At 66.8% G+C, this 24,444-nt stretch carries 21 protein-coding genes; 16 read left to right on the forward strand and 5 right to left on the reverse strand.

Features of this window, described 5'->3' with window-relative positions:
- The first annotated feature begins 66 nt into the window (after positions 1 to 66).
- Positions 67 to 1,185, forward strand: a complete 1,119-nt coding sequence (locus tag AC5JLE_RS14495) for a sensor histidine kinase (RefSeq protein WP_262217312.1) — start codon at positions 67 to 69, stop codon at positions 1,183 to 1,185.
- Positions 1,186 to 1,207: 22 nt separating this feature from the next.
- Here the strand turns inward: AC5JLE_RS14495 and AC5JLE_RS14500 are convergent, their stop codons facing one another.
- The gene (locus AC5JLE_RS14500) at positions 1,208 to 1,687 is read right to left on the reverse strand and encodes a GNAT family N-acetyltransferase (protein ID WP_014647140.1); all 480 of its coding nucleotides are present in this window, start codon (positions 1,685 to 1,687) and stop codon (positions 1,208 to 1,210) included.
- Positions 1,688 to 1,820: 133 nt separating this feature from the next.
- Here AC5JLE_RS14500 and AC5JLE_RS14505 point away from each other — a divergent pair, with 133 nt between their 5' ends.
- Positions 1,821 to 4,016, forward strand: a complete 2,196-nt coding sequence (locus AC5JLE_RS14505) for a hypothetical protein (RefSeq protein WP_262217311.1) — start codon at positions 1,821 to 1,823, stop codon at positions 4,014 to 4,016.
- Positions 4,017 to 4,087: 71 nt separating this feature from the next.
- Positions 4,088 to 4,573 carry a TspO/MBR family protein gene (locus tag AC5JLE_RS14510; RefSeq protein ID WP_164109227.1) on the forward strand — a complete coding sequence of 162 codons (486 nt, stop codon included), beginning with the start codon at positions 4,088 to 4,090 and terminating at the stop codon, positions 4,571 to 4,573.
- A 16-nt stretch (positions 4,574 to 4,589) separates the two neighbouring features.
- Here the strand turns inward: AC5JLE_RS14510 and AC5JLE_RS14515 are convergent, their stop codons facing one another.
- Positions 4,590 to 4,883 (reverse strand): hypothetical protein, encoded by a 294-nt coding sequence (locus AC5JLE_RS14515; protein ID WP_014647137.1) that lies wholly within the window; start codon positions 4,881 to 4,883, stop codon positions 4,590 to 4,592.
- Between the two features lie 263 nt (positions 4,884 to 5,146).
- On the opposite strand from AC5JLE_RS14515, the gene AC5JLE_RS14520 reads away from it, so the two are divergent.
- From AC5JLE_RS14520 to AC5JLE_RS14530, 3 genes are read left to right on the forward strand one after another with little or no spacing between them, the layout of a single operon-like run.
- Positions 5,147 to 7,384 (forward strand): ATP-binding protein, encoded by a 2,238-nt coding sequence (locus tag AC5JLE_RS14520; protein ID WP_262217310.1) that lies wholly within the window; start codon positions 5,147 to 5,149, stop codon positions 7,382 to 7,384.
- Positions 7,381 to 7,848, forward strand: coding sequence for a response regulator (locus AC5JLE_RS14525; protein WP_046430516.1), 468 nt, complete (start codon positions 7,381 to 7,383; stop codon positions 7,846 to 7,848). The genes AC5JLE_RS14520 and AC5JLE_RS14525 overlap by 4 nt, the downstream gene beginning before the upstream one ends.
- Complete coding sequence (locus AC5JLE_RS14530; protein ID WP_164076853.1) at positions 7,841 to 10,240, forward strand: response regulator; 2,400 nt, start codon at positions 7,841 to 7,843, stop codon at positions 10,238 to 10,240. Before AC5JLE_RS14525 ends, AC5JLE_RS14530 begins: the two co-directional genes overlap by 8 nt.
- 2 nt (positions 10,241 to 10,242) lie before the next feature.
- On the opposite strand, the gene AC5JLE_RS14535 is transcribed toward AC5JLE_RS14530, so the two are convergent.
- The 3 genes from AC5JLE_RS14535 to AC5JLE_RS14545 are packed head-to-tail and all read right to left on the reverse strand — an operon-like array spanning position 10,243 to position 12,243.
- Positions 10,243 to 10,935 (reverse strand): Rossmann-fold NAD(P)-binding domain-containing protein, encoded by a 693-nt coding sequence (locus tag AC5JLE_RS14535; protein ID WP_032961090.1) that lies wholly within the window; start codon positions 10,933 to 10,935, stop codon positions 10,243 to 10,245.
- A 13-nt stretch (positions 10,936 to 10,948) separates the two neighbouring features.
- Positions 10,949 to 11,623, reverse strand: a complete 675-nt coding sequence (locus AC5JLE_RS14540; RefSeq protein WP_046430513.1) for a ChrR family anti-sigma-E factor — start codon at positions 11,621 to 11,623, stop codon at positions 10,949 to 10,951.
- Positions 11,620 to 12,243, reverse strand: coding sequence for a sigma-70 family RNA polymerase sigma factor (locus tag AC5JLE_RS14545; protein WP_164109223.1), 624 nt, complete (start codon positions 12,241 to 12,243; stop codon positions 11,620 to 11,622). Before AC5JLE_RS14545 ends, AC5JLE_RS14540 begins: the two co-directional genes overlap by 4 nt.
- A 134-nt stretch (positions 12,244 to 12,377) precedes the next feature.
- On the opposite strand from AC5JLE_RS14545, the gene AC5JLE_RS14550 reads away from it, so the two are divergent.
- The 10 genes from AC5JLE_RS14550 (at position 12,378) to AC5JLE_RS14595 (ending at position 24,203) form a co-directional block, all read left to right on the forward strand.
- On the forward strand, positions 12,378 to 13,145 hold the full coding sequence (locus AC5JLE_RS14550) for a hypothetical protein (RefSeq protein ID WP_262217307.1): 768 nt from the start codon (positions 12,378 to 12,380) through the stop codon (positions 13,143 to 13,145).
- 81 nt (positions 13,146 to 13,226) lie between these two features.
- Positions 13,227 to 14,177, forward strand: a complete 951-nt coding sequence (locus AC5JLE_RS14555; protein ID WP_075075970.1) for an acyl-CoA desaturase — start codon at positions 13,227 to 13,229, stop codon at positions 14,175 to 14,177.
- Between the two features lies 1 nt (position 14,178).
- Complete coding sequence (locus AC5JLE_RS14560) at positions 14,179 to 15,456, forward strand: NAD(P)/FAD-dependent oxidoreductase (protein ID WP_496065419.1); 1,278 nt, start codon at positions 14,179 to 14,181, stop codon at positions 15,454 to 15,456.
- Entirely contained in the window at positions 15,453 to 16,220 is a 768-nt protein-coding gene (locus AC5JLE_RS14565) for a DUF1365 domain-containing protein (protein ID WP_164109217.1), read from the forward strand. The genes AC5JLE_RS14560 and AC5JLE_RS14565 overlap by 4 nt, the downstream gene beginning before the upstream one ends.
- Positions 16,217 to 17,476, forward strand: a complete 1,260-nt coding sequence (locus tag AC5JLE_RS14570; protein WP_041863424.1) for an SAM-dependent methyltransferase — start codon at positions 16,217 to 16,219, stop codon at positions 17,474 to 17,476. Before AC5JLE_RS14565 ends, AC5JLE_RS14570 begins: the two co-directional genes overlap by 4 nt.
- Position 17,477: 1 nt before the next feature.
- Positions 17,478 to 18,023, forward strand: coding sequence for a DUF2878 domain-containing protein (locus AC5JLE_RS14575; RefSeq protein ID WP_262217305.1), 546 nt, complete (start codon positions 17,478 to 17,480; stop codon positions 18,021 to 18,023).
- Entirely contained in the window at positions 18,020 to 18,805 is a 786-nt protein-coding gene (locus AC5JLE_RS14580; protein ID WP_126412147.1) for a DUF1295 domain-containing protein, read from the forward strand. The genes AC5JLE_RS14575 and AC5JLE_RS14580 overlap by 4 nt, the downstream gene beginning before the upstream one ends.
- On the forward strand, positions 18,802 to 19,875 hold the full coding sequence (locus AC5JLE_RS14585) for an SAM-dependent methyltransferase (RefSeq protein WP_241883850.1): 1,074 nt from the start codon (positions 18,802 to 18,804) through the stop codon (positions 19,873 to 19,875). Before AC5JLE_RS14580 ends, AC5JLE_RS14585 begins: the two co-directional genes overlap by 4 nt.
- 8 nt (positions 19,876 to 19,883) lie before the next feature.
- A complete protein-coding gene (locus AC5JLE_RS14590; protein WP_111206860.1) occupies positions 19,884 to 20,417 on the forward strand; it encodes a lipocalin family protein in 534 nt (177 codons plus the stop codon).
- A 306-nt stretch (positions 20,418 to 20,723) separates the two neighbouring features.
- Positions 20,724 to 24,203: a DEAD/DEAH box helicase gene (locus tag AC5JLE_RS14595; RefSeq protein ID WP_496065420.1), complete on the forward strand. Its 3,480-nt coding sequence runs from the start codon at positions 20,724 to 20,726 to the stop codon at positions 24,201 to 24,203.
- The last annotated feature ends 241 nt before the right edge of the window (positions 24,204 to 24,444 follow it).

The following is a 24,444-nucleotide window of genomic DNA, read 5'->3' on the forward strand; positions in this document are numbered from 1 at the left end:
CTTTCTCACCCCGTATCCAAACGCCCTCGTGTAGGCTCGGCGCACCACTTAAGGACGGGTTTGGCGATGCGCCTGGCTGATTTTATCGAACGGAATGCGCGGGAAATCCTCGACGACGCGGTGGCATTCGCCGAAACGCAGGCACCCGATACCGTCGAGTTCAGCGCAAAGCAACTTCGGAATCATCTTCCCCAGATTCTTCAGGCGGTCATAGACGATCTCAGATCGCCGCAGACAGACTCCCAGCAGCTCGCAAAGTCCCACGGGCTTGCACCGTTGAAACCCGGCCCCGAGTCCGCCGCGTCCTATCATGGCCGAACCCGCGCCATCGCCGGCTTTGGCCTCAACCAGATGGTGGCTGAGTATCGAGCGCTTCGGGCTTCGGTACTTCGGCGATGGGCATCCGACCAGCGGCTGGTCACTTCATCGATCGATGACATCCTTCGTTTCAATGAGGCCATCGACCAGGCGGTGGCCGAATCCCTTGCTCAGTTCTCTGCCGAGGTCGAATCCTGGCGGCAGATCTTCCTCGCGGCGCTCGGGCATGATCTCCGAGGCCCCTTGGCAGCGATCATCTTCTCGGCAGACACCCTGGCCAGTGGGCTGCAGGACCCAGCTTTGGCCAAGCAGGTCGAGCGGATCATCAACGGCAGCATGCGCATGAAAAAGCTGCTGGACGACCTGCTGGCTTACAGCCGCAGCAAGCTGGGCGATGGGATGGCCATTCATCCGGTGGACTGCGATCTTGCCCAATCGCTTGGCGAGGAAGTCGAATTGCTTCGCGCTGCCCTGCCCCACGTCCCTATCACGTATGAGGTTGAAGGCGATGCCCGCGGTTGCTTCGATGCCTCTTCGTTGCGCGAGGCGGTTCACAACCTCACGACCAACGCCGCAAAGTACGGCGAACACGGCACCGATGTGCGGATCAGCCTTGAGGGCCTCGCCGACCAGATCCTGATCACGGTGAGCAACACGGGGGCCGAACTGTCGGACGAAGCGTTCAACAGCCTGTTCGATCCCTTGCGCCGAGGCTCGCACAACGCGTCACAGGGAGAACACGCGAGCCTTGGCCTCGGCCTGTTCCTGGTGCGGGAAATCTGCCACGCGCACCGCGGCACTGTCCATGGACGATGGCGTGATGGCCGCACCTCATTCGTCATCACACTCCCGAAGAATGCTGATTGATGCGGCCGACCTGGCGACGGCACTACAGGAACCTGTGCATCACGAAGACATCGACCAACCCGCGCCTGCCATGCCGGAAGGCCTCTGGCAGCGTTCCAACCACCGCAAACCCCAGCTTCCGGTACAGCGCCACCGCCGGGCCGTTGGTGCTGACCACGTAATTGAACTGCATGGCCAGGAACCCTTCCGCCCTCGCCCGCTCCAGGCTGTGTTCCACCAGGGCTCGGCCCACGCCCCGCCCCTGTGTCGCGGCGTCGACCACATACGTGGCGCTGGCCACATGCGCCCCAAGGTCAGGGAAATTCGGGCCCATCTTGTACATGCCCACAACCCGGCCCTCCAGCACAGCTACATGAGGTGCCTGGGCCTGGAACCAATGCGCGCGAAACGTCTCGACAGCGAAAGAGCCAGCAAAGGGCAGCGCATCCTGCGTCGCAATGGCTTGCTCGAACATGCCCCACATCACGTCGAAATCGCCTGCACGGGCGGGCCGGATATCCATGCGACTCCTGCAGATCTGTGGTGGTGACCAGGCCGGACACTACCAGAATCCAACGCCTGCTCCGTAGCTGCTTCACGCGCCACCGCCATCGGCTCGGCAATAGTTGCAGATATTCCGGCCTTCAGAGCAGTAGATGCCCCCTGTTTCCGCGCACATCCCGCACCGGCTTCGACGGTGGCGTGTTCCTGCCTGCGTCCTGCTGGGCATCTACCTGCTGTACCTGCTGGCCGGCAACATCTTCCTCAACACACCGCTGTTTGACCAGGTCACCAACCGCAAGCCGCACAAGTTCGTGATGACCACTGGGCCGGCCATTACCGTGCTGCCAGGCCATGTCATCGCCTGGAACGTGCACATGCGCGGCCATGTGAACCACACGGTCTACGTGCTGCACGCCGACCGCGCCAGCGCTCGCTTGGCGGTGCTGCCCCTGTTCCAGCGCGAGGTGCGGGTGCCCCGGCTGCAGGCCACCGGGGTTTCGGCCGAGATCAGCCGCGTGGAAGAGGCCATCCCGCCACCGCCGCGCAGCGACCGGGGCTGGACCCTGCGCTTCGACGCCATCCACAGCGATAGTATCCGCAGCGTACGTTTCGGCAAGCTGCTGATCATCGGCCAGGGCCAGGGCACGGTGGGCTTCCTCAAGCAGCTGCGCGGCGGGCCGTCGGAACTGTTCGAATCCGAGGTTGCATTCAGCGATGCGGACACCAGTTTTGACGGCGTGCAGCTGTTGGGCGACATGGATCTCACCGCGCGCTTCAGCTATCCGCGCCATTATCGGGACCAGGCGCCCGGCCTGGCCAAGTTGAAGCTGCTGCATGCCCAGCTCGAGGTCGATGCCCGCAGCCAGGGCCTGCGCATGGACACCAATGCCACAACGCCGAAGATCTCCAGCGCACCAGTGCCCGGACGGCTGCAGGCAGCACTCCACCTGATCGATGGCCAACTGCAGCCCGGCGACCACGCGCTGTGGCAGGTGCCGCTCTACCTGGGCGACGGCGCCCCCGATCGCGGCATGCTGGCGCTGCAACTCAATGTGGCCAAGGACATGCGCCTGCAGGCCCGCTTGCCGCCAAAGTCCGGTTCAGGCAGCGAGGTGGATGCCGATCTGCATATCAGTGGCCGGGACATTCCCTTCCAACAGCCCGCACAGCTGCTGGAACGCAGCTCTGGCACAGTGCGCGGCGAATGGACGTTCACCTCGCTCAACTGGATCCCTGCCCTGTTCCTGCGCAAGCCGTGGCTGCAGCTGGATGGCGGCGGCACGCTGAAGGCGGACCTGCGCCTTCGCAACGGCGAGCTGACCGAAGGCAGCACCGTGGACATTCCTGCAGCCGAAGCCGTGGCCGAGGTGGCGGGTGTGCGCTTGGCGGGCACGGCCAGTGCCCACGGCGAACTGAAGGCCGGCACGCCCAGCCAGGCGCGGCTGGCCGTCCGGTTGCCCCGCTTCACCGCGCGGCCAGGCGATGCCAAGGACGTACGCCTGTTCGACGGCCGGGATCTGGCCCTGGACCTGACCGGCGATGGCCGCCTGCAGGAACTGCGCAAAGGCGTCCGCGCGCAGCTGCGCTTCAGTGAAGCCACCATCCCTGATCTGACCGCCTACAACCGTTACCTGGGCTCGCCCCAGGTGCGACTGCTCCGTGGCACCGGCACCGTAAGTGGTGATGCGACCCTCGATACCGACGGGCGCGTCGGCCATGGCACGGCCCGGCTGTTGGGGCGCAACGCCAGTGCAAAGGTGGCAGGGCTGGACATGGGCGGCGATATCGACGTGAACGCAACACTGCGCCGGGGAGACTTCAACCAGCGTCATTTCGATCTGTCCGGCACCACGGTCGAGCTGCGCAACGTGCAGGTGGCGGGCACGCAGGGCTCGACGGCATGGAAAGGCCGCGTGGACTTCAGGCGTGGGCGCATCGATGCGCAGTCGCCGTTCCAGGTGGATGCCACCACGGACCTCGATCTCAGCGATGCGCGACCGTTGCTGGCGCTGTTCGCGGAGCGCACCGACTACCCGCGCTGGACCTTGTCCCTGCTGGATTCCGGACAGGTACAGGCGCAGGCGACGCTGCGCTGGCGCCCTGGCCATCTGGTCATCGATGGCCTGCAGGCCGAGAACGACCGCCTGTCGGTACGCGCGCGGCTGGATCTGCTGGAACAGCGCAAGCGCGGTGATCTCTATCTACGGTGGGGGCTGCTGGGTGCGGGCATCGAGCTGGACGGCGACCAGCGCCAATGGCATCTGGTCAAGGCACGCGAGTGGTTTGACCAGCAGCCTTCGCTGCTGCCAGCGGGCCAGGGCACGGGAGCTGCAGGCTCGTCGCACTGAAGGCAAGCGGCTGCATCCATTGCCGGCCCCGGTGCGTATACACCGACGCCCCAATTGACGAGTTGCACGCAATGAACAAGCGCACACAGGCCTATGGCTTTCTGGGATGGGTGGCGATCACCTTCGCCGCCGCCGCACTGGGCGCGTGGGCCTCGACGTCCGCCGCCAGCTTCTATGCCACCCTCGTCCTGCCTGCATGGGCGCCGCCTGCCGGTGTGTTTGGCCCGGCATGGACCCTGCTGTACGCCATGATGGCGATTGCGGCGTGGCTGGTCTGGCGGGAGCGCGGCTGGCGCGGCGCGCGGCCTGCGCTGTGGCTCTATCTGGTGCAGCTGGCCATCAATGCACTGTGGAGCTGGCTGTTCTTCGGCTGGAAGCTGGGCGCCCTCGCCTTCGCCGACATCCTGGTGCTGGTGGCGCTGGTGTGCGCGACGATGCTCGCGTTCGTGCGCGTCCGCACGATGGCAGCCGTACTGCTGCTGCCCTATCTGGCCTGGATTTGCTTCGCCTCGGCGCTCAACTTCGCAGTCTGGCGTGCCAACCCCGGGCTGCTGTGATAGCGCGCCGCATCGCTTACGCCTGGGCCACGACCTGTGGGCGCCAGTTCCTCAACAGCGCCGGCTTGAACGCCTGCTGCCCGCAGCCGGTGGGGCAACGCACCACACGCGCCGACGAATGGCTGACCAGCCCTTGTCCTTCTTCGGCCTTGAACACCGTCTCGCAGGACAGGCAACGGGCCACCAGCGAATACAGGTGCAGCAACCGGCCACTGGCGGGGTCCTGCAGGGCATCCACATCCAGCAGTTCGAACTGGCAACTGTCAGCCAGCATGCGGTACGGCGTAGAAGGCAGGGTCTGCAGGTTCACGGGCGTGGTATCCGACGGAAGTCGAGCCACCCTAGGGCAGCCGCTGTCGAGCCGGCGTGCAGCGCAGATGCACTGGCCGCGAAGCCGGCAGAGACGCCTGCCGCATGCGCATCGCTGCTTGTATGAAGAATTCAGTTTCAGATGGAGGACACGCCACATGCACAGGGAGGTAGGCGGATACGCTCTTTTGCTTCACCATCCATGGTTACCGGATACACCGCTGGGTCGTTCCTGCCCTTCACGAATCATGAGTCCCGCCCTTGATGCCTTCTGCTGAGCCCACGCACGACGCTCCCCTGTCGCGTTGCGCGCGCGAACCGATCCATACCCCCGGCGCGATCCAGCCGTACGGTGTGCTTCTGGTGGTGGAACCGCACTCGCTGCAGGTGCGTGAGCGCGCCATCAGCCACCCCGCCCTGCTGCAGCAGTTCGGCGAGCCGTTGATGCAACACGTCGCCGAGGTGATGGGTGGCGTGCTGGCGCCGTTCCAGGCGGTGTTGCAGCAGGCCACGGTTGGCAGCAGCGCACACGTGGGCGCGGTGCATCTGGATGGCCATGGCCGCCACCAGCTGCTCGTGCACCGGTCTGCAACCGACCTTCTGGTTGAACTGGAGGCGCCGGTTCCGGGCCAGCCCGGTTCGCTGGAAGAGCTGTACCCGGCGATCCGCGAGCTGATGTCCGGCATCGAGACCGCCACGACGGTGGAAGACCTGTGCAGGCTGGCCGCCGCGCATGTGCGACGCCTCACCGGCTTCGACCGCACCCTGGTCTACCAGTTCGATGCAGGCTGGAATGGCACGGTGGTGGCCGAGGACGGCAACGGCCTGCTGCCATCCTATCTGGACCTGCGCTTCCCCGAATCGGACATCCCCGCCCAGGCGCGTGAGCTGTACCGCCGCAACCGGGTGCGCCTGATTGCGGACAGCGATTACACCCCTGCACCGCTGCTGCGCGCGGAAGCGCATCGCGACGCGCCTCCCACCGACCTTAGCCTGGCCGTGCTGCGCAGCGTCTCGCCCGTGCACCTGCAGTACATGCGCAACATGGGCACCGGGGCATCAATGTCGGTGTCGCTGGTGCACGAAGGGCGGCTGTGGGGCCTGGTGTCCTGCCACGCGGTGCAGCCGCGCCGCCTGCCGTACCACGTGCGTACGGCCTGTGAGTTCATGGGCCAGATCCTGTCACTGCAGATCGCGCTGAAGGAGCGCGCGCGCGCGATCGAGGAACGCGTGGCCCGTCGCTCGGTGCTGGTCAAGCTGCTGGCACGCATGGCCGGGGACGAAGAGTTCATGGCGGCGCTGCGCCACGATGAGGCCAGCCTGCTGTCGCTGACCGGCGCGGCCGGCGCGGCCATCGTGCACAAGGGGGACTGCATGCGCGTGGGGCAGTGCCCGCCCCCCAGCGAGGTGCTGGCCCTGGCCGACTGGCTGGCCAACCAGCACGCCGGGCAGGAAATGTACTGCACCGATCATCTCGCCGCCGACTGGTCGCCTGCCGCGTGCCTGACCGACGTGGCCAGTGGCCTGCTGGCGGTGTCGATCTCGCAGCTCCATCACAGCTACCTGATGTGGTTCCGGCCGGAGGTCGTGCGCACCGTGCGCTGGGGGGGCGACCCGCGCAAGACCGAGGCACCCGGCGTGGCCCTGTCGCCGCGCAACTCGTTCGAGGCGTGGAAGGAGACCGTGCAGCAGCGCAGCCTGCCGTGGAGTGATGCCGACTGCGATGCCGCGCACGAAATGCGCACCGCCATTGTCGACATCGTGCTGCGCAAGGCCGAGGAAATGGCGGAGCTGAACGAACAGCTGGTGCGCAGCAACAAGGAACTGGAAGCGTTCTCGTATTCGGTCAGCCACGACCTGCGCGCTCCCTTCCGCCACATCGTCGGCTACTCGGAGCTGCTGGGCAGCTCTGCGGGCGAGCGCCTCAACGACACCGAACGCCGCTTCCTCGACACCATCGTGGAATCGGCGAAATCGGCCGGCACGTTGGTGGATGACCTGCTCAGCTTCTCGCAGATGGGCCGCTCGACGGTGGGCCGGGTGCGGCTGGACATGGCTGCGCTGGCCGAGGACGTACGCAGGACGTTGGCCCTGGACTATGCCGGCCGCGAGGTGCAGTGGACGCTGGCGCCGCTGCCGGAAGTCGAGGCCGATCCGACCATGCTGCGCCTGGTCTGGCAGAACCTGCTGGGCAACGCGATCAAGTTCACCCGCGAGCGCGAGCAGGCGGTTATCGAGGTCGGCCACGAACGCAACGACGACGAAGATCATTTCTTCGTGCGCGACAACGGCTGCGGCTTCGACATGCGCTACGTGGACAAGCTGTTCGGCGTGTTCCAGCGCCTGCATCACGTCGAGGAATTCGAAGGCACCGGCATCGGCCTGGCCAATGTGCGCCGCATCATCGGCCGCCACGGCGGCCGCACCTGGGCCGAGGGCGAACCCGGCAAGGGCGCCACGATCCATTTCACCCTACCCCGTTCCACAGGAGATCACCCATGAGGGACCTGCGGCCGATCCTCCTGGTCGAGGACAGCCCCAAAGACGCCGAGCTGACGATGGCCGCGTTGTCACGCTGCCAGCTGCTGAACGACGTCATCCACGTGCGCGATGGCGCCGAGGCGCTGGAGTACCTGCGCTGCGAAGGCAAGTTCGCCGGCGCCATGCACGGTGGCCCGGTCGTGGTGCTGCTGGACCTGAAGCTGCCCAAGGTCAATGGCCTGGAAGTGCTCGAACAGGTCCGTGGCGACGCGCAGCTGAGCAGCACCCCGATCGTGATGCTGACCTCCTCGCGCGAGGAGCAGGACCTGGTGCGGAGCTACGAACTGGGCGTCAATGCATTCGTGGTCAAGCCGGTCGATTTCAAGGAATTCTTCGATGCCATCCAGGGGCTGGGCATGTTCTGGGGCATCACCAACCAGCCACCGCCGCACCGGCCCAACGGTTCGGGGCAGCACCATGCGTGATGGATCGCGCCGCAGTGAGCGCCTGCGCATCCTCATGCTGGAGGACAGCGCGCTTGACGCGGAGCTGATCAGCGCACAGCTGCAGCGCGCAGGCCTCGACTTCGAGGCCGAGCGGCTGTGGACCCGCAATGCGTTCATCGAGGCGATCGACAATCGCCCCTTCGACATCATCCTGGCCGACCACGTACTGCCTGGATTCGATGGCGATGCCGCCCTTGCGCTGGCGCGCGAGCGCATCCCGCACACGCCTTTCATCTTCGTCTCCGGCACCCTGACCGAAGAGCTGGCCGTGCAGGCCTTGACCCGCGGCGCACGCGACTATGTGGTGAAGCAGCGCCTGCAGCGCTTGCCGGATGCAATCCGTCGCGCGCGGCAGGAAGCCCACGAGCGCAACCAGCTGGTGCAGGCGCAGGCTGCGCTCAATGAGAGCCAGGCGCAGCTGCAGCAGGTGACCGACGCCGTTCCGGCGCTGATCGCCCGGCTCGACAAGGACCACCGCTACCGCTTCGCGAACAAGGCGTTCCTGGATTGGCATGGCGTGAGCCAGGCCGAATTGCTGGGACGCCTTGCCCGCGATGTCAGCGGCATCAGCGCCTTCGAACGTGCCCTCCCCAGCCTGGAACGCGTGCTGCAGGGCGAGCGCACCAGCTTCCAGGTCGAGCTCGTGCATCGCAGCGGCCAGTCACGATTCGTGCAGATGGACTGCGTGCCGGAGCATGCCGCCGATGGCAGCGTGGCCGGCTACATCTGCATGGGCAGCGACGTATCGGTGTTGAAGCAGGCCGAACTGGCCCTGCGTGAGGACAACCAGGCCCTGGAGCAGCAGGTGCAGGCGCGCACCGCCGAACTGCGGGCCAGCAAACGGCGGCTGCAGGCAATCTTTGAATCCAGCTTCCAGCATCAGGTGCTGCTGGATCTGTCCGGGCGCGTGGTCGATGCCAATGACGCTTCATTGGCCGCCGTGCTGGCGGACAAGAAGGACATTGTCGGCCAGCGCTTCGGCGAATCCCTGTGGTTCGCCAACACCGATGGCGTCGGCGCGGTGGTTGACCAGGCCGTCGCCGCGGCGGCGCAGGGTCGCAACTCGCTGCATTCCCTCGAGCTGGAACTGCCCACCGGCCGGCGCAGCTTCGACGTCTCGCTGCGCCCGCTGCTGGACGCCGACGGCGTGGCCACCGCCGTGGTATCGGAGGCGGTGGAAACTACTGCGCGGCGGCAGGCCGAGCATGCGCTTCGCCAGTCGCAGAAGATCGAGGCGGTCGGCCAGCTCACCGGCGGCATCGCGCATGATTTCAACAACATCCTGACGGTGATCTCGGGCAACATCGAGCACGCCATGCTGCTCAGCGAACGGGCCGGCGAAGCCGGCGCGATGGCCAGCCGTGCCCTGGACAATGCCCTGAAGGGGGTTGGCCGTGCCGCCAGCCTCACCCAGCGCCTGCTCGCCTTTGCCCGGCGCCAGCCGCTGCACAGCCAGGCAGCCAACCTCAACGAGTGCCTGCTGGACATGCAGGACATGCTGCGGCGGGCGCTGGGCGAACTGGTGCAACTGGACATCCGCACCGCCGAGGACATCTGGTGCGTGGAGATCGACATCAGCCAACTGGAAGCGTCGGTGCTGAACCTGGCGGTCAATGCGCGCGACGCGATGCCGCACGGCGGCCGCCTGGTGATCGAAGTCGACAACAGCCACCTCGACCACGACTACGCCGCATTGTTCCCGGATGCTTCCCCCGGCGAGTATGTGATGCTGCGGGTGCGCGACAACGGCCACGGCATGGACGCGGCCACCCTGGCGCGCGTGTTCGAGCCGTTCTTCACCACCAAGCAGGTCGGCCGCGGCACCGGGCTCGGCCTGTCGATGGTGCACGGCTTCGTGAAGCAGTCCGGTGGCCACGTGCTGATCGATTCGGTGGAAGGCGGCGGTACCAGCATCACCATGATGTTCCCGCGCTCGCCTCTGGCGCTGCCTTGCGAGGCTCGCGTCCCGCAGACGGGCCTGGCCGGCTACTCGCCACGCGAGGAAACCGTGCTGGTGGCCGAGGACAACGACGATGTCCGTGCGCATACAGTCGATGCGCTGCGCCTGCTGGGCTACCGCGTGCTGGAAGCGCACGACGGCCCCTCGGCGTTGCGGCTGCTGGAACGGCCGGACACCAAGGTCGACCTGCTGTTCTCGGACGTGGTGATGCCGGGCATGTCCGGCTGGGAGCTGGTGCGTGAGGTGCGTGAACGCTGGCCGGCAATCGCGGTCCTGTTCACGTCAGGCTATCCACGCGACCACGATGCGGTTGGCGCGCAGGGGCGTGCAGCCGCCCTGCTGCCAAAGCCATTTACCCGCAGTGACCTTGCGCTGGCAGTGCGCACCGCGCTGGAGGCTGCGCCGCGCTGAGGTCAGGCGGACGCATCGCGCATGCCTGCCGCGATCCGGTTGATATCCGCGCACTCGATCGTGGCCGGCGGGTTTTCTCTTCCGGCCAGGGCGATCATGGCCATGCCCAGCGCCAGGTTGCTGGTCATCAGCGAGGGCGCGAGCGCACCGGCCAGTTTCATCAACGGTGCGCCGCCCCAGTACAGGGGTTTCAACAGGGCATGCCGGGTACCTGTCCCCGGCACCGGCCGGACCCCGCCCGGACGCAGCATCACCGCGCGCAGCGGCAGCGCCTGCAACGCCCGCTCGGTCTCGCCCTTCACCCGCAGCGGCATCAGCCGGCTTTGCGGGTCCGCGCCTGCGCCGGAGACATACAGGAAGGACCCCTGCGGATTCACCGCAGCCCAGGCGCGGGCCACTGCCAGTGTGGTGTCCAGGGTCACGCGCCGGTACTCGGCCTCGGCAGTGCCAACCGGTGGCGCACCGGCACAGTAGAAGCATGCGTCGTACCCGGCCAGTTCATCACGCTGCGCGTCGATGTGCAGGAAGTCCGGGACCACCCGTTCGCTGCCGGGTCCGCGCAGGCTGCCCGGGCGCCGCACCAGCGCGGTCAAGCCGGCAACCTGCGGCGAACGCTGGCAGGCCAGGGCAACGCCCTGCCCCACCAGGCCTGCAGCGCCGGTCAGGAGAATCCGCAATGTCCGTGCCTGAGCCATGGCCAGGGCCGCACTAGAGTTTCACGAACCGCTGGATCTTGCGCGCCAGCCACCCGCTGAACACCAGCGGTGCATCCAGCGCCGACACACAGATGCACGGCACCCCCGGCGCGGTCACCGGCTGATGCTCCACGTCTTCATCCAGGTCCGCCACGTCGCCGGGTGCGAACAGCCCCAGCGCATCGTTGTAGGAACCGCGCAGGATCTGGGTCAGCTCGCTGCGGCCATGGCTGTGCATGGGCAGGCATTTGCCCGGGGCGATCTTCAGCATGATCAGCGAAGGCATCTGCTCGGCACGGATGCAGTGCACGCCGGGTGCCATCCAGCGCCAACGCAACCCACTGAGCGATGCCCCGAAGTAGGGGTGCAGCGAGGCAGGCAGATGGTCCGGGTCGGCCTCGGGCCGCTCCTTCGGCACGGGACGCGCGGCCTGGTCCATGGCAATCGGCATTTCCGCAGCCAGCTGCATCAGCATGGCCTCGCGCAGCTGTTCGCGGCGTGGATCAGGCGCGGGCGGCTGGGTCTGCTCGAGCAGCACCGAGCCGATCGCCTCGGCCTCGCGCAGGCGCTGGCGGCAGTGCGGGCACTGCTCCAGATGCGTACCAGCGACCACGCTCAGTGGCGCGGGCAGCGCGCCTGCGGCATAGCTCATCAACGTCGATTCGTGCAGGTGGTGGCGCGGGTTCACAGCGCACCTCCCACTTTGGCCTGCAGCTGCAGGAACGCGCGCCGCAGATGCGACTTGACGGTGCCCAAGGGCATGCCGATCGCCTCGGCGATCTCGCTGTGGCTCTTGGCCTCGAAATAGGACATGCGCACCAAGCGCGCCTGCACGGCGGGCAGTTCGTTGATGCGCTGGCGCAGCCGGGCCTGGTCGGCAAACTGTTCGGCGCTGCTGCGTTCGATCACATCCAGGGTTGCTGCGTCCTCGACGGCAGCCTGCACCTGCATCCAGCTGCGCTCGCGGCGGATGCGGTCAATGTGCAGGTTACGGGCGATGCGATACAGCCACGTGCTCAGCGCACCCTGCGCGGGATCGAAGTCGGCCGCGCGCAGCCATAGCCGCAGCAGGCTCTCCTGCGCCAGTTCCTCGGCCACCGCGTCAGGCACGCCCAGGCCCCGCAGGTATACGCACAGCCGCGGCATGAAGTAATCATAGATCCGCATGAAACAGTCGCGGTCACGAAGCCGTGCCACGCCGTCCATGTCACCGGCCCAGTTCGTCGGCTCGCTGCTCGGCTGCTGGGAACTGGACACGATGCGTGCGGTATCGAAGTTGAGGGGGCTGCTGGCGGCGTCAGGGTACATCGGCGTTCGCGGCGGGCGGGTGAAGGTCTGTCCTCTGTACGCGCAGGGGCCGTGATTGGATGCAGCCGCTGCAGACGCATCCAACCGCCCATCCCCGCCGTATGACCTCAGCCCTCCTTTCCCGGATGAACGCGATGCGTACCGCCTGGCTGCTGCTGTGCCTGCCCCATGTCGCGCTGGCCGCGCCCTGGCTGCGAAGCGAGGGAGTAGCAACGTCGCCGCGCGGCGACCTGCTCTACCGCGAGGTGCACTGGCGACGCGATGCGGCCGAGGGTGCCGAGCGCTGGGTGCTGTACCAATGCGCGGACGGGCGGCCTTTCGCCCGCAAGCACCTGCCGGCCAGCGCGGACCCACAGGCGCGCGGCTATACCCTGGAGGACCGGCGCAGCGGCCAGAAGGCCGACGTCGAGGCCGCCAGCGGCAGGGTCTCGATCGCGTGGAAGGAGGATGCCGGCAGCCCACCGGTGCAGCGCGAGCTCGACCTGCCGACCGGCGCGGTCATCGACGCAGGGTTCGACGCGGCGGTGCGCCTGCATTGGCAGGCGCTCATGCGCGGCGAGCGTGTGACCCTGCCCTTCCTGGTTCCAGCGCGGCAGCGCTACTTCCCGGTGCAGGTAAGGCGCATCGGCCCGCAGCGCTGGCAGGGGATCGATGCGCAGTCGATCGAGGTCAGCCTGGACACCTGGTACGGCGGCATCGCGCCACGCCTTGCGCTGGTATATGCCAGTGCTGACCAGCGCCTGCTGGAGTTCCGTGGCACCAGCAACCTGCGCGATCAACGCGGTGCCTATCCACAGGTGACGGTGCGCTTCATCGCCGCAGCGGCTGGTCGCCCCGCCAGCGAATGGCAGCAGGCCTGGGCGCAGCCGCTGACAGATCGCTGCACCGTTACGGCCAGGTGAAATCGAAATTTCCTGCCGCGCTCCGCATCCAGTGGGCCTTCTGCCGCGTAGAGGAAGACACGAAACCCGCCGAGATCCGCCATGGCCTCTGTAGCGCCCCTCCCCCGTCGACGCTGGCGCCTGCTGCGCACGCTGCAGCGCTGGTTCGATACCGGCAACGCCGCAGAGGCCACCGGCGAGCGGCCGGGGCGGATCGACTGGGTGCGCGCCGTGCCCTTCGCGCTGATGCACCTGGCCTGCATCGCGGTGATCTGGGTGGGCATCTCGTGGACAGCGGTGATCGTGGCTGCAGCACTCTATGCGGTGCGCATGTTCGCCATCACGGCGTTCTACCACCGCTACTTCTCGCATCGCACCTTCCAGGCATCGCGGCCGGTGCAGTTCGTGTTCGCGGTGATAGGCGCCTCCAGCGTACAGCGCGGGCCGCTGTGGTGGGCCGCCCACCATCGCCACCACCACCGTCACGCCGACCAGCCGCTGGACCCGCACTCCCCCCGTGAGGGCGGCTTCTGGCGCAGCCACATGGGCTGGTTCCTGACCCGCGAGGCCTTTGCCACCGACCTGTCGCGGGTGCCCGACCTGGCGCGCTACCCGGAGCTGCGCTGGCTGGACCGCTTCGATACGGCTGTGCCGGTACTGCTGGCCGCAGCGCTGTATGCACTGGGCGCCGGGTTGGAGCGCTGGGCGCCAGGCTTGCATACCTCCGGCTCGCAATTGCTGGTGTGGGGCTTCTTCATCTCCACGATCGTGCTGTTCCACGCCACGGTCACCATCAATTCGCTGGCCCATCGCTTCGGTCGCCGCCGCTTCGAGACCCGCGATGACAGCCGCAACAATCTCTGGCTGGCGCTGCTCACCTTCGGCGAAGGCTGGCACAACAACCACCACTTCTTCCCGGGCACCGTCCGCCAGGGCTTCCGCTGGTGGGAAGTGGACCTGACCTGGTATGGACTGCGCGCGATGGCGGCGCTTGGGCTGGTCAAAGGGCTCAAGCCGATTCCCGAGTGGGTGCTGGCCAAGGCGAGGTACTGACATGCGCATCGCGATCATCGGTTCGGGCATTGCCGGACTGGCCAGCGCCTGGTGGCTGGACGGCGAACACGACGTCACGCTGTTCGAGGCCAACGACTATCTGGGCGGCCATACCCACACCCACGACGTGCAGGTGGATGGCGTCCGCATGGCGGTGGACACCGGCTTCATCGTGTTCAATCCCCAGCACTACCCGCTGCTGACCGCACTGTTCGACGAGCTGGGCGTAGCCTCGCAGCCGACCACGATGAGCTTCTCGATGCACAGCGAGCGCAGCGGCGTGGAGTACAACGCCACCTCGCTGGATGGCCTGTTCTGCCAGCGCCGCAACCTGGTGTCGCCGCGGTTCTGGGGCATGCTGGCCGACCTGCGCCGGTTCTACCGCGATGCCCCCCTGTTGCTGGCAGAAGACGAGGGCCCAACGTTGGGGCAGTACCTGCGCAGCCAGCGCTACGGCGATGCCTTCATCGACGAGCACCTGCTGCCGATGGCCTCCGCGCTGTGGTCGTCCCCGACGGCCACGGTGATGGACTTTCCGGCGCGCTATCTGGCCCAGTTCATGGCCAACCACCAGATGCTGCAGATGACCGGGCGTGCACCGTGGCGGGTGGTGAGCGGTGGATCGGCCCGCTATGTCGATGCCCTGCGCGCCCGCTGGCGGGTGCATGAGCGGCTGGAGTGCCCGGTACAGTCGGTCGAGCGCATGCCGTGGGGCGCTCGCGTGCACAGCGCGGCCGGCGTGGAAGGCTTCGATGAGGTCATCCTGGCCTGCCACAGCGACCAGGCCCTGGCGCTGCTGCGTGACGCCGACCCCATCGAACGCGACGTGCTCGGCGCCATCCGCTACCAGGCCAACGAAGCGGTGCTGCACACCGACGCGTCATTGCTGCCGCGCAACCGCAAGGCGTGGGCGGCATGGAATGCCCATGTGCCCCGCGACCCTGCCGCGCCCTGCACGGTCAGCTACTGCATGAACCAGCTGCAGGGCCTGCCCGGCAGCACGCCCCTGGTGGTCACGCTCAACCGCAGCGAGGCAATCGACCCGGGCAAGGTGCTGCGCACCCTGCATTATGCGCACCCGGTGCACGACCATGCCGCAGTGCGCGCGCAACAGCGCTGGGCCGAGCTGCAGGGCCGCCGCCACACCTGGTTCGCAGGCGCCTATTGGGGCTGGGGCTTCCATGAGGACGGCATCCGCAGCGCCCGCCGCGTGGTCGATGCACTGCGCACCTATGAACCGCACCACGTCATGGCGGCTCCCGGCGAGGTGGCCGCATGAGCGCCAGTGCGCTCTACTTCGGGCAGGTGGCGCACCGCAGGCACCTGCCACACCCGCATGCGTTCCGCTATCCGATCGCACAGCTGCTGCTCGACCTGGATGAACTCGACAGCGTGTTCGCCGGGCGCTGGCTGTGGTCGATCAATCGCCGCAATCTGGCCGAGTTCCGTCGCAGCGACTACTTCGGCGATCCCGCGCGGCCCTTGGCCGATGCAGTGCGCGACCACGCTGCATCAACCCTGGGCTACCGGCCCACCGGCCCGGTCCGCCTGCTCACCCATCTGCGCTTCGCCGGTCACGTGTTCAACCCGGTCAGCTTCTACTACTGCTACCGGGCCGATGGCAGCACGCTGGACTGCATCGTCGCCGAGATCACCAACACACCCTGGAAGGAACGGCACGCCTACGTGCTGCCGGTCGCAACGGCCACGCAGGAAGGCACCTCGCTGCGCTGGCGGTTCGAAAAGTGCTTCCATGTCTCGCCCTTCATGCCGATGGATTGTCATTACGACTGGCGGTTCAACTGCCCTGATGAGGACCTGCGCGTGCATATGCAGGTCTGGCGCGACGGCGCGCGCCAGTTTGATGCCACCCAGGTCATGCAACGACACCCCCTGGATGGCCGCGGGCTGGCCCGCGTCCTGGCCTGCTATCCACTGATGACCACCCAGGTGGTGGCCGCCATCCACTGGCATGCGTTGCGGCTGTGGCTGAAACGCAATCCCGTACACGACCACCCTACCCTTGCCGAGAAACCGCGATGAATTCGATGATTCCTTCGGTCGCGCTGCCGCGCCCCGGCGCATTGGATGCCTTCCTGCGCCGCCGCCTGCTGGCCCAGCTCGCCCCGATGCGCGACGGCCGCCTGTGCGTGCGCGACGCGCTGGGCGAAGTCTGGTTGGGCGATGCCCGCGGTGAGCTGCATGTCACCGTCACCATCGAGGACCCGGCGTTCTATCGCAAGGTGGCGGCCCAGGGCAGCGTCGGCGCCGGCGAAAGCTACATACATGGCGAATGGCGCTGTGACGACCTGGTCGCCCTGATACGGCTGCTCGTGCGCAACCGCGATCTGCTCGACAGCATGGAACACGGCCCGGCGCGCGTGGGAGGCTGGCTGCTGCGCGGCTGGAACCGCCTGCGCCGCAACAGCCGTGAAGGCAGCCGCCGCAACATCGCCGCGCACTACGACCTCGGCAACGACTTCTTCGCCCTGTTCCTGTCACCGGACCTGATGTACTCCTCGGCCCTGTTCGCCGAAGAGGGCGAGTCGCTGGAATCCGCCTCGCGGCGCAAGCTGGACCGCATCTGCCAGCAGCTGCAGCTCAAGCCGGGCGACCGCGTGGTGGAGATCGGTACCGGCTGGGGTGGTTTTGCGCTGCACGCGGCGCAGCACTACGGCTGCCACGTCACCACCACCACGATCTCCGCCGAGCAGCATGCACTGGCCAGCGAGCGCGTCCGCGTAGCCGGGCTGCAGGACAAGGTCACGCTGTTGATGCAGGACTACCGCGACCTGCAGGGCCAGTTCGACAAGCTGGTATCGATCGAGATGATCGAAGCCATCGGCGCCGAATACCTGGACACCTACATGGCAACGCTGCAGCGCCTGCTCAAGCCCGATGGTGTCGCCCTGCTGCAGGCCATCACCATCGAAGATCACCGCTACGAGCAGGCACGGCGCAGCGTCGACTACATCAAGCGCTATGTGTTTCCGGGCAGCTTCATTCCGTCGATCAACGCGATCATGGCGGCCAAGACCCGATCCAGTGACCTGCAGCTGGTCGCCCAGCAGGATTTCGGTCACTCCTACGCACTGACCCTGCGCGCCTGGCGCCAACGCTTCCTTGCCCAGCTGCCCGCTGTGCAGGCACAGGGCTTTGATACGCGCTTCTGCCGGATGTGGGAGTTCTACCTGGCCTATTGCGAGGGCGGCTTCCTGGAGCGTTCGATCGGCGTTTCGCATCTGCTGCTGGCGCGCCCCGGGCATCGTCCCGCTGGCGCATCGGGTCAAGGCGGCTGAGGTGCGCCGGTTCTGGGCCAATCTGCTTGGCAACCAGCTGGTCTGGCTGTGCGCCGTGGCCGGCGCCGGGCGCGGCTGGCAATGGCCGGCGCTGCTGGCAGCGTCGCTCTACATCGGCAGCCAGCTGCTGATCTCGCCGCAACCTCGGCTGGATCTTCGGCTGATGCTGTTGGCGCTGGCCTGCGCGTGGCTGGTCGACGCCAGTGCCGCCGCCAGCGGCACCGTGCGCTACGCCGCGGCCCCGCTGGGCTGGACGCCACCCCTTTGGATCATGGCGTTGTGGGCCGCGTTTGCGATGACGCTGACCACTTCGATGCGCTTCCTGCTGCGCCACCCTGCCCTGCCAGCCGCGTTCGGCCTGCTGCTGGCCCCGCTGGCCTATCTCTCCGCAGCGCGCGGTTTCGATGCGGTTCGATTCACTACGCCGCTGTGGCAGGGCCTGCTGGTACTGGGGGTGGGCTGGAGCATCGCGCTTTCGCTGCTGTGCATGGCCGCTCGTCGCGGCTCCCGCACCATCCCGCCGCCCTTGGCCGGAGCGCCGTCATGATCAATCTGGTGTGGGTACTGCTGTATGCCGTGCTTGTGATGAGCTGGGGCTGGGCCTGGCAGCGGCGCCACCGCAACATCGGCGTGGTCGATGTGCTCTGGGCCAAGGGCGTGGGTGCTTCGGCCCTGTTGCTGGCGTGGCTCGGCGATGGTGCGGCGGCGCCACGCATTGCACTGGGCGTGCTCGGTGGCCTGTGGGGCAGCCGACTGGCACTGCACCTGTGGCATCGGGTCCGCCATGAACAGGAAGACGGTCGCTACCGTTATCTGCGCGAGTACTGGCAAGGGCATCAAGCCAAGATCTTCGGCTTCTTCATGGCCCAGGCACTGCTGGTCGTGCTGTTCGCCCTGCCCTTCGTCGCGGTGGCTGCCAATCCACAGACCAGCATGACGTTGTGGGTCGTGGCCGCCGCACTCGTCTGGCTGCTGAGCGTCGGCGGCGAGAGCCTGGCCGACCATCAGCTGGCCCGGTTCCGCGCGGATCCTGCAAACCAGGGTCGCACCTGCCGCGACGGGCTCTGGCGTTACTCCCGCCACCCCAACTACTTCTTCGAGTGGCTGCACTGGTTCAGCTATGTCCTGCTCGCGGTCGGCTCGCCGCTGTGGTGGCTGGCGTGGTCCGGCCCGCTGCTGATGTATGTGTTCCTGCGCTACCTGAGCGGCATTCCATTCACCGAAAAGCAGGCGCTGCGCAGCCGCGGCGACGATTACCGCGCCTACCAGCGCAGCACGCCGATGTTCTTCCCCTGGTTCCCTCGTCCTTCCAAGGAGCATTCCGCATGAGCGCGATTCCGTCACTGACCCCGGCCGACGACGCGGAAACCGGGCTGATCGCCTGGGCCGAACGCGGCCTGGTTCCCGATGCCGCGCTGCGCGCCGGCATCCGTCGCTTGTGCGCGCAACGCCTGCACGAGGAAATGCTGGGCGGTATCGAAGCACAGTCCGCACGCTTCGGCCGTCGCATCGCCGAGCTGGCCGACAGCCCGCTCGCGCTGCATACCGACGCGGCCAACCGCCAGCACTATGAGGTTCCGGCGGCCTTCTTCCAGGCCTGCCTGGGCAGGCGCCTGAAGTACAGCAGCTGCTACTACCCCACCGGGCGCGAAACGCTGGACCAGGCGGAGGACGCCATGCTGGAGCTGTACGGCCAGCGCGCCGGACTGGCCGATGGCCAGCAGATCCTCGAACTGGGCTGCGGCTGGGGTTCGCTGACCCTGTGGATGGCCGAGCGCTATCCCGCCGCCGCGATCACCGCCGTGTCCAATTCGCACAGCCAGCGCCAGCACATCATGGCGCAGTGCCAGGCCCGGGGGCTGCACAACGTCGAGGTGATCACCCGCGACGTCAACCAGCTCGAGCTGCCAACCGCACGCTTCGACCGCTGCGTCTCGGTGGAAATGTTCGAGCATGTGCGCAACTACGAGCGCCTGCTGGCGCGCATCAGCCAGTGGCTGAAGCCCGACGGCGCGCTGTTCGTGCACATCTTCGCCCACCGCACGCTGATGTACCCGTTCGAGACCGAGGGCGGCGACAACTGGATGGGCCGCCATTTCTTCACTGGTGGCCTGATGCCGGCGGCCGACACGCTGCTGCATTTCCAGCGCGACCTGCGGCTTGACCAGCGCTGGTTGCTGGACGGCACCCACTACCAGCGCACGGCCGACCACTGGCTGGCCAACCAGGATGCAGCACGCGAGGCGGTGATGCCGGTGCTGGTCGCGACCTACGGCCAGGCCGCCGCGAAGATCTGGTGGCAGCGCTGGCGCATGTTCTGGATGGCATGCGCCGAGCTGTTCGGCTACGACGACGGCCAGCAGTGGCTGGTCGCCCACTATCTGTTCCGCCCCCGTTGAGGTGTGACATGCGCATGCGCTCGCTGCTTCCCCTGCTGGCATTGAGCCTGTTTGGTTCCGGCTGCAGTTCCACCGATACCCGTCCCCTGCCCCGCCCGCCCTCAGTGGACGTGCCACGCTTCATGGGCGACTGGTATGTGATCGCCCACATCCCCTCATGGCCGGAGCGCAAAGCTTTCGACGCGGTGGAGAGCTACGCATTGAAGCCCGACGGGCGCATCCAGACCACCTTCACCTATCGCAAGGGCAGCTTCGACGCCCCCCAGAAGTCGATGCACCCTGTGGGACGGGTCGAGAAGGACGGCAACGGCGCCATCTGGGGCATGCAGTTCATCTGGCCGATCCAGGCCGAGTATGTGATTGCCTGGCTGCGCGATGACTACGGCCAGACCATCGTCGCGCGCAGCAAGCGCGACTACGTGTGGTACATGGCACGCACGCCACAGGTGTCCGAGAGCGACTACCAGCAGGCCGTGCAGCGCATCGCGGCCATGGGTTACGACACCGCAAAGCTGAGGCGCGTGCCGCAGTCGGTGCGCTGAGCCATCGGTCATCCCCACGCAGCACCTGCTGACGGCAGGGCGTGTCGACATCTGCTTGCGCCGGATGTCGCATTCATCACCGCTGCCGCATTGTTCATCCAGCACGCGCGCAGCCGCTGCCAGACCCGTGCGTACAGCGACGCCGCCCCTGCCCTGCCTGCAGTAGCTGGCGCCGGGGTCGCGAACACTCAAGACTCGCCCGCGACGGCCGCTAATGGCCAATACAGGGCTGTGCGCGCCGGCCACAATGGCCGACGAAGGGTGCATTCCGGTCGTGGCGGATTTCACAATGGAAGGAACAGGCAGTTGAAGGAAGAACGACGCAACACGTTGCAGGCCAGTCATCGCGCGATCCTCAGCTTCTGGCACAGGGTTGAGTTCTTCATACCCTACGATCTGCAGGGCCAGGTCCTTGAGTCGAAGGACGCGGACTGGAGCGTACGGCAGCTGTCCAGGGATCAGCTCGAGCGATTGGACCCGAAGGATCTGTGGTCCCCACCCCTGCCATTCGGTCGCAGGCTGAGCGGATTCGATGTCTACCTCGGCATATTCGACAAAGCCCAGCTGGCCGATATCACCCAGCGGGTACTGGCTGAGACGCCAAGCGGAGACGAGTCGCTGGAACAGGACGAACGGGCCGAACTGGAAGGCCTGACCTGCGCGGCCAGCCTGCGGGCAAGCGCCGAGGGCGTGCTGCAGCTGGGTGAAATCTCGGTATCGACCGTTCCGTGGGCACTGGGCACGATCTCCAGGCGTGGCTTGCAGGGCCTGGACTTCGACGCCTTCCAGGCAAGCCTTGAAGCACTCAAGCGCGACGTAGCAACGTTCCGCAGCGCCGCTGCCACCCCCGCCGGACAGGGTGAGGGCCCAACGCCCTGCAGCCCCGACGACCTGTTGCGCCTGCTCGACATCCTGTGCAACTGGTCGGGTCATGACCCTTCCGCGGGCGACGCGTCCGCTCCGCTGCTGGTCATCCGGGCGAAAAGCGTTGAAGACAAGCCGAAGCCGGAACGGGCAGCAAAAGCCACACCCCCAGGGCCGGACAACGAGCCAACGGCGGAAGCGGACGACGCCGAGGACGACGAGGCCCAGCCCGAAGAGGACGCGGAGATCAGCATCCTCAACAGTTTCTTCGTCGAGGATATCGCGCGGGCCATCGGCGCACTCGACCAGGGCAAGGCCAGTGCGCCGCTACGCGCCTATCTGAGCCCATTGCTTGAAAGCCGACGCGAAGACCTTTACACCCCAGAAGGCCATGCGCTGATTGCCGACCGGCTGCGCCCGCGCCACATCAATCGGGGCCACTGGCCCGGCGATCCTGCACACACGATGAGCCTGATGCAGCAGTTCGCTGTGAACAGCATCTTCGAGCAGGTGTGCGATTCAGGCATGTTCTCGGTCAATGGCCCGCCCGGAACCGGAAAGACCACGCTGTTGCGTGAGGTCTTCGCTGAGAACATCGTGCGGCGCGCACGTGCATTGTCACAGTACGCGACGCCAGCCGCTGCGCTCGGCCCAGCCCGCGAAGTGAACTTCGAAGGTGAGAAGCCGTGCAGGGTCTCGCCACTGAAGGCCGACCTGACCGGCTTCGAGATGGTGGTCGCATCGTCGAACAATGCCGCCGTGGAGAATATTTCGCGTGACCTGCCGAAGAGCCGGTCACTGGGCAAGCCCGGAGGATCGCGCTGGCGCAACAGCACAGGGGACGTGACCTTCGACTACCTGCGGCCACTGGCCCGCAACCTGCTCGAATGGAACGGCAGGGGCGCCTATGAACGACCGGCGGCAGACAGCGATGCCTGGGGGTTGATCAGCTGCGCGCTGGGCAGGAAGGCCAACCGCGAGGCACTTGTGCGGGCCATCAGCAGGAGCGCCCCAAAAGATGGCAAAACCCCCGCACCGAAGGGCTACGACCGCGCCCGCCACCAGTCGCTCTGGGAGTGGCGGGACAACCCAGCAGCCATGAGCTTCCAGCAGGCCAGGCAGGCGTTCGGCAAGGCCGATGCGATCGTCAATGGCCTGGTCGAAAAGCTGGATCGGCTTGCCTCGCTCAGCCGTGAAATCAGCGGCAACGATGAGGAGAGCTTCTGCCGGCAAACGACTTCTCAGCTTCGCGATGCACAGCGCGCGCATGAGGAAGCTGCACAGCAGTGCCGTGCACTCGAGAGCCAGCGCAGCAGATCCGATGAACAGCTCGCCCTGCTCAAGGCGCAACGCATCCTGCTCAGGGAAGAGAAGCCTGGCTGGTGGGCCCGCATCTTTGACCGGCAGCGCGCGCACAGCCATGCGGCCGCAATGGTGCAGAACGCAGATCATCAGCACCGATGGACCCAGCGCGGGCTCGAACTCGGGACGCAATGTGATACGGCGCAACAGCACCTGGGCCAAACCGCGAGCACCCTGGCCGAGGCATCGGCCGCCGCGCAGGCACGGGCGCAGCAATGGGCTGGAATGACGCAACAGCTCGAACAACTGAAAGCCGAATTCGGCACCGCGTCCCATCCCGCCGACGCGGCCGAACTGGAAGGTCAGGACTGGCAGATCAAGGGAGTCTGGAACAGCGAGCAGCTCAACGAGCAGCGCGCCAATCTCTTCGTGGCGGCACTGCAGCTTCACCAGGCCTGGCTGCACGAAGTGGTGCAGAAGGGCGGCGGCTTCGCCCAGAACGTCATTGCACTGTGCCACCTGCTGAGTGGCAAGCGGCTGCAGGAGCCACGCGATGCGCTGGCCATCTGGCAGAGCCTGTTCATGATCGTGCCGGTTGTCTCCAGCACGTTCGCCTCGGTCGCACGCCAGTTCCGACATCTGGGGCCGGACTCGATCAGCTGGCTGTTCATCGATGAAGCTGGCCAGGCCGTGCCGCAGGCGGCAGTCGGTGCACTGCTGCGCTCCAGGCGCGCGGTCGTGGTGGGTGATCCGCTGCAGATCGAGCCGGTGTTCACCGTGCCGGTCAAGCTGCTGCAGGCGCTGGGCCGAACCAGCGCACTGCCCGCAGGCGTGAACGTCTCGCCCGACAAGACCTCCGTACAGGTACTGGCCGACGAGGCCAACCCGCTCGGTGCCCGCATGGAGTCCGGCGGCTCGCCGCTCTGGATCGGCAGTCCGCTGCGCGTGCATCGTCGCTGCGTCGAACCGATGTTCTCCATTGCCAACACGATTGCCTACGAGGGGAAGATGATCTTCTCCAACCCCTGGGAACCCAGTGCGGCGCGGCCACCCGCCGACAGCCTGGACATCGGCAGCAGCGCCTGGGTACACGCCCCCGGCCGCACCAGCGACAAGCAGGTCGTGCCGTGCCAGATCGACCTGGTGCAGCAGGCGTTGGCCGCGCTCTACCACAGCACCGGAAGCCTTCCCCCGGTCTACATCATTTCGCCCTTCAAGCGCATCAAGAATGCCCTGCTCGAGCGACTGCGGAGCCAGGACGCCTGGCTTGGCCCGGATGCCCCACCCGGCACGCAGGCGCCACGCACCACCGAACTGCGCACGTGGTGCAGGGAGCGCGTCGGCACCGTGCACACCTTCCAGGGCAAGGAGGAAAGCATTGTCTGGATGGTCCTGGGCTGCGACACGGACACGGTGGGCGCGGCGCACTGGGCCTCCAGCAAGCCCAATCTGCTCAACGTCGCCGTCACCCGTGCCCAGCACCGCTGCTTCCTGATCGGAGACACCGCACTCTGGGGCGGCCTGCGCCACTTCTCAGACGCCCATGCCAAACAGTTGCCCCGCATCACCCCGGCGCAGTTCCTGGGTCGCATGTCGATCCCCCGCGTGCAGACTCGATAGCCCTGCCCTGACGGCGTCAACGACTCAGGTCAGGGGCGCAGGGTCACGCCAGCGTGACGCGTCACATTAATGGTTCCGGCAGCCACGACGGGACGCCTGCAGCACCCCATCCATTTACGTCACGAATGCGTAAGCCCCGGCCGATCAACTGCATCCATCGATCTTTAGGAATAGTCGTAAAAACGCAACGAATTCGATGTTCGACGCGACAGCGGCGCCAGAATGGCGGCCACGCCCATGG

The organism is Stenotrophomonas sp., from assembly GCF_059505245.1.

Coding starts and splice junctions, on each gene's coding strand:
- AC5JLE_RS14495 (WP_262217312.1), top strand. CDS start 67: ATGCGCCTGGCTGATTTTATCGAACGGAATGCGCGGGAAATCCTCGAC.
- AC5JLE_RS14500 (WP_014647140.1), bottom strand. CDS start 1,687: ATGGATATCCGGCCCGCCCGTGCAGGCGATTTCGACGTGATGTGGGGC.
- AC5JLE_RS14505 (WP_262217311.1), top strand. CDS start 1,821: ATGCCCCCTGTTTCCGCGCACATCCCGCACCGGCTTCGACGGTGGCGT.
- AC5JLE_RS14510 (WP_164109227.1), top strand. CDS start 4,088: ATGAACAAGCGCACACAGGCCTATGGCTTTCTGGGATGGGTGGCGATC.
- AC5JLE_RS14520 (WP_262217310.1), top strand. CDS start 5,147: ATGCCTTCTGCTGAGCCCACGCACGACGCTCCCCTGTCGCGTTGCGCG.
- AC5JLE_RS14525 (WP_046430516.1), top strand. CDS start 7,381: ATGAGGGACCTGCGGCCGATCCTCCTGGTCGAGGACAGCCCCAAAGAC.
- AC5JLE_RS14530 (WP_164076853.1), top strand. CDS start 7,841: ATGCGTGATGGATCGCGCCGCAGTGAGCGCCTGCGCATCCTCATGCTG.
- AC5JLE_RS14535 (WP_032961090.1), bottom strand. CDS start 10,935: ATGGCTCAGGCACGGACATTGCGGATTCTCCTGACCGGCGCTGCAGGC.
- AC5JLE_RS14545 (WP_164109223.1), bottom strand. CDS start 12,243: ATGTACCCTGACGCCGCCAGCAGCCCCCTCAACTTCGATACCGCACGC.
- AC5JLE_RS14550 (WP_262217307.1), top strand. CDS start 12,378: ATGCGTACCGCCTGGCTGCTGCTGTGCCTGCCCCATGTCGCGCTGGCC.
- AC5JLE_RS14555 (WP_075075970.1), top strand. CDS start 13,227: ATGGCCTCTGTAGCGCCCCTCCCCCGTCGACGCTGGCGCCTGCTGCGC.
- AC5JLE_RS14560 (WP_496065419.1), top strand. CDS start 14,179: ATGCGCATCGCGATCATCGGTTCGGGCATTGCCGGACTGGCCAGCGCC.
- AC5JLE_RS14565 (WP_164109217.1), top strand. CDS start 15,453: ATGAGCGCCAGTGCGCTCTACTTCGGGCAGGTGGCGCACCGCAGGCAC.
- AC5JLE_RS14570 (WP_041863424.1), top strand. CDS start 16,217: ATGAATTCGATGATTCCTTCGGTCGCGCTGCCGCGCCCCGGCGCATTG.
- AC5JLE_RS14580 (WP_126412147.1), top strand. CDS start 18,020: ATGATCAATCTGGTGTGGGTACTGCTGTATGCCGTGCTTGTGATGAGC.
- AC5JLE_RS14585 (WP_241883850.1), top strand. CDS start 18,802: ATGAGCGCGATTCCGTCACTGACCCCGGCCGACGACGCGGAAACCGGG.
- AC5JLE_RS14590 (WP_111206860.1), top strand. CDS start 19,884: ATGCGCATGCGCTCGCTGCTTCCCCTGCTGGCATTGAGCCTGTTTGGT.